This is a genomic window from Deltaproteobacteria bacterium, assembly GCA_009930495.1.
Lineage (GTDB): Bacteria > Desulfobacterota > Desulfovibrionia > Desulfovibrionales > Desulfomicrobiaceae > Desulfomicrobium.
Genome location: RZYB01000219.1, coordinates 1 through 3,724 on the forward strand (window position 1 = coordinate 1; position 3,724 = coordinate 3,724).

Sequence of the window (3,724 nt, forward strand, 5' to 3'; positions counted from 1 at the left end):
TTTCGTCGTCGGGCACGTCGCCATGGGCGGTGAAGATATGCACTCCGTCGAGCACATCCAGCCCTTTGGTCAGTTTTTTGAGCACCGTGCCCAGCTTGGCCGCAATGTCGTTCTTATCCGTGAACCGATTTTTGCGGTCTTCCATTTCGCGGCGCAGGTTGGCGCGCACATCGAACCAAAAGCGGGTTGCATCCTGACTGCTGTCGCCCGAGGCGTTCAGGTAATGCAGACGGTCGGCCAGTCGGCCCAGGGCGTCGGCATAGAGGGACACGGTCTGGCCCGGCTGCATGCACCCCAGCAGGATACGCGCCCGGTCCAGCCCGCGGATGCCGGGTTTGTGCGCCGTGGCCGCCGGGGCGCTGCCCAGGAATACGGTCCGGGCCACGCGGCGGGCGGCGTTGACGGTGCCAAAGCGCGGCTCGCGGGTTTCAAGCACTGTTGTCTCGGCCCGGTCGCTGTCCACGTCGCGGTCAATAACCGCGTCCCAGCCGGGCGTGGCCGTGAGGTAGGCCGTCAGTTCGGCGCGCACCTTGGGGTCGCAGAGCGGAATACTGCCGGGCAGGATCATAGCATCGCGGTTGTCATCCTGCCACAGCCGGAAAATGACCAGGGCCATGAATTTGAGCACGCCGCGCGTGCGCTGGAAGCTGTCCAGGGTGCTCCAGTCCTCGTAGAGGCGGTCAAAGACCTCCGGATGGATGGGATAGGCCTGGGTCAGACGGTCCTGATAGCGGGCCTCGTGGGTGATGCTCGGAAACTTGGCCCCCTCGGCGGCGTAGGTCTCGGCAAAGGCCCGGCAGACCGCGTCACGGCCGGCGGCGTCGCGCACCGGCTCGAACAGTCGGCGGCGCACGATCTCAAAGGATTCTTCCACGCCCACGGGCTTCCACAGGGCCTGAACCCGGCCAAAGGTTTTTTCCAGGGCGTACAGGGCGCTTTGGCCGCGCTGGCTGCCGGCCTCGACTTCCGATTCCGGCAATGAGGCCAGAATGATGGCCGTGGGCACCAGCTTGGCCGCTTCGGTCAGGGCCTGCACAAAGGACAGATTGCTGTCGAAGGTGCCGCCGCTCAAGGCCTGTCCATCCGGGAACTGGCGGATGTAGGCCACCAGTTCGTCCATGAGCACCACGCACGGGGCGCAGCGTTCCAACAGGGCTTTGAGCACATCCTTGCCGGGCGAGGTGCCGCTGGCGTCGGCGGCGGCCAGCAGGGTGTAGGCTTCCGCGCCGCCCAGTTGCCAGGCCAGTTCGCCCCACAGTGTGTTGATGGTCTGCTGGCCATGCACCCAGGGCTGGCCCGGCGCGTGGGCCGTGCCGTCCAGCACCGCGACCGTGGCCGTGGGCAGATTGATCAGGTTGGATTGATTGAGCAGGCCGGACAGGCCGGGCAGATCGTTCATCGAGCAGGCCCGCGTGGCCATGTGGTACACGGCCAGCATGGTGTGGGTCTTGCCGCCGCCAAAGGAGGTCTGGAGCTGGATGACCGGGTCGCCACCCTGGGCGGAAAGGCGCTGGGCCACGGACAGGAGCAGGTGGCGCATGCCCTCGGTGATGTAGGTGCGCTCGAAAAAGGCCTGGGCGTCCTGATACTCGCGCGGGGCCTGGCCCGTGGCCACGGCGGTGATGTCGGCCGCGAATTCCGATTGCAGGAATGTTCCTTCCAAGACGTCCGGGTGGGGCAGGACGATTTCACGCCAGGGTTTGAGGGTCATTGCATGCTCCTACCGCATGTGGTGTCGATGGGTTCAAAATGGTTGCGGAGAAATGGATGATTGGTGCGGTGTGCGTCATGAAACGCTGATAACGCATTTTTTTGAATTATTTTCCCGTCATTGCGAGGAGTCTTCGACGAAGCAATCCAGAGACGAACAACAAAGGCATGGATTGCCGCGCTGCGCTCGCAATGACGGAGACGGGACGCATTTAAAAAATAGCTTACAGTTGTCTTACGTTCGTCATTGCGAGAAGCTAGGCTCTGCGTGGGAGTCTTCGGCGAGGCATTCCAGAGAAAAGCAAAGGCATGGATTGCCGCGCCGCGCTCGCAATGACGGAGATGGGGCGCATTAAAAAAATAGCTTACACTTGTTTTACGTTCGTCATTGCGAGGAGTCTTCGACGAAGCAATCCAGGTCTTTGTCTGGATTGCCGCGCTGCGCTCGCAATGACGTACTGGAGAGTGATTCTCAGGCATATTTTTACAGTCCTGGCAGGTTTCTTTGGCGTTCACCAGTGGTTTTACTGGCGGCCTTGTCGATATTGTCCCAGCTGGTGATCAGTTCGTTGTAGGCGCGGGCGTCTTCGGCCCAGCCTTTGCGTTCGCACAGGGTGTAGAGGCGGTAGGCCAGTTGGCGGATGGCGTCGGAATGCTGGCGCACGGCGGCCAGAAGTCTGCCGGCCTGACCTTCGCCGTGGTGGCGCAGGACGCGGATCATCTGGTGCAGGGCTTCCCAGACCGGCAGGCGTTCATCCTTGGCCGGGTTCCAGTCCGCCGGATACTCGGCCCAGCGGTACAGGCGCACCTTGCCGCCGCCGCTTTCGAGCACGCCGGCCTCGCGGATGCCGTCCACGCTGGTGCCCTTGGCGCGGGACAGGGTGTCGGCCTGGCCGAACTCGCCCGGATTCCAGCCGTATTGCTCGAACCAGTGCAGGCAGAATTGCGTGTCGTGGTCGAAATCGTCTTCGGCCAAGAAGCGGTTGATGAGCTGCAAGGCCGTGCGCACGGTCATGGGGGAGCCGTCGGCTTCGAGCACGGCGGCATATTTGCTGAAGATGGCCATGCCGGGGCCGATGATGGCCTGGGACAAATCCACCGGAGCCACCGGAGAATCCGCACCCGTGCCGCGCGTCATCTCGTCCAGGGCCTCGGGGAGCACCGCGTTCAGTTCGCGGATGAATTCGCGGCGGGAAATGGTCAGAGCATCGGCTGGGCGTTTGCGGCAGACCAGGACGATGGATGAGGCTAGAGCGTTGAGGTTGGCTTTTAGTTTATTCGCAGATTCCGTTCTGACAGGCCACGTTCCAGTTAGGGCAAAACCTGCCCGAATAAGGGCCTCTAAGAAAGTATCCCAACCTGTGTTAGTTGTTCCTTTAGTTGAATCTGTTTCTGCCTGCTTAAAGGCGTAGTAAATGGTCACGGGAAAGGCCGGATGAGCCTGTTCGGCCAGATTACGGATGGCCTTGGTCATGCCGTCCAGAAAAAAGGCTTCGGCCTCGGCCTTGCCACCATGGCGGTAGGGCGTGGCTACCAATTCTTCGGCCTTGGGCACGGCTACCGTGGCATAGAGGCCGGGGAAGATCGGCTTCAGGGATCTGCGCAGCCAGACGTAGAAATAATCAGACAAGTCAGCATATCCGATATTGTCGTAGTAAGGCGGATCTGTAGAAACTATTTTCGATGACGAAATTGTTTGGCTTTGAGCATCAGCTTGTCGAGCAAAGCCATTTGAGGAGGCTGCGGTTGCTTCTATCCCTTTAACCTGCCTTTCCATGAGGTTGAAAAGACTGCCCGAAGATTTAGAAAAGACATTGCATTCAGCGTAATCCCACACCATTGGTATTGCTTGTCGTGAAAAAGTTACGATCATTTGCTGGTTGATGTTATTCCATCCACAAATCGTGCTGGATTGATTGCTTTGCTGGTCAACAAGGAATCCCAAATACACAGCCACCGCATCCGCATACGCCGCAGCCCCGGTGCCGCCAGCATCCAGCCCTTGCCCGTCATC

The 3,724-nt window shown here is 60.5% G+C and carries 3 protein-coding genes; all 3 read right to left on the minus strand.

All coding sequences use genetic code 11. From position 1 onward, the window contains the following. On the minus strand, nucleotides 1-1,711 hold a 1,711-nt coding region (locus EOL86_12800; GenBank protein ID NCD26453.1), incomplete at its 3' end, for an ATP-binding protein. Then, the gene (locus EOL86_12805; GenBank protein NCD26454.1) at nucleotides 1,708-2,190 is read right to left on the minus strand and encodes a hypothetical protein; all 483 of its coding nucleotides are present in this window, start codon (nucleotides 2,188-2,190) and stop codon (nucleotides 1,708-1,710) included. The genes EOL86_12800 and EOL86_12805, both read right to left, overlap by 4 nt. Before the next feature lie 4 nt (nucleotides 2,191-2,194). Then, on the minus strand, nucleotides 2,195-3,724 hold a 1,530-nt coding region (locus EOL86_12810), incomplete at its 5' end, for a DUF1156 domain-containing protein (GenBank protein ID NCD26455.1).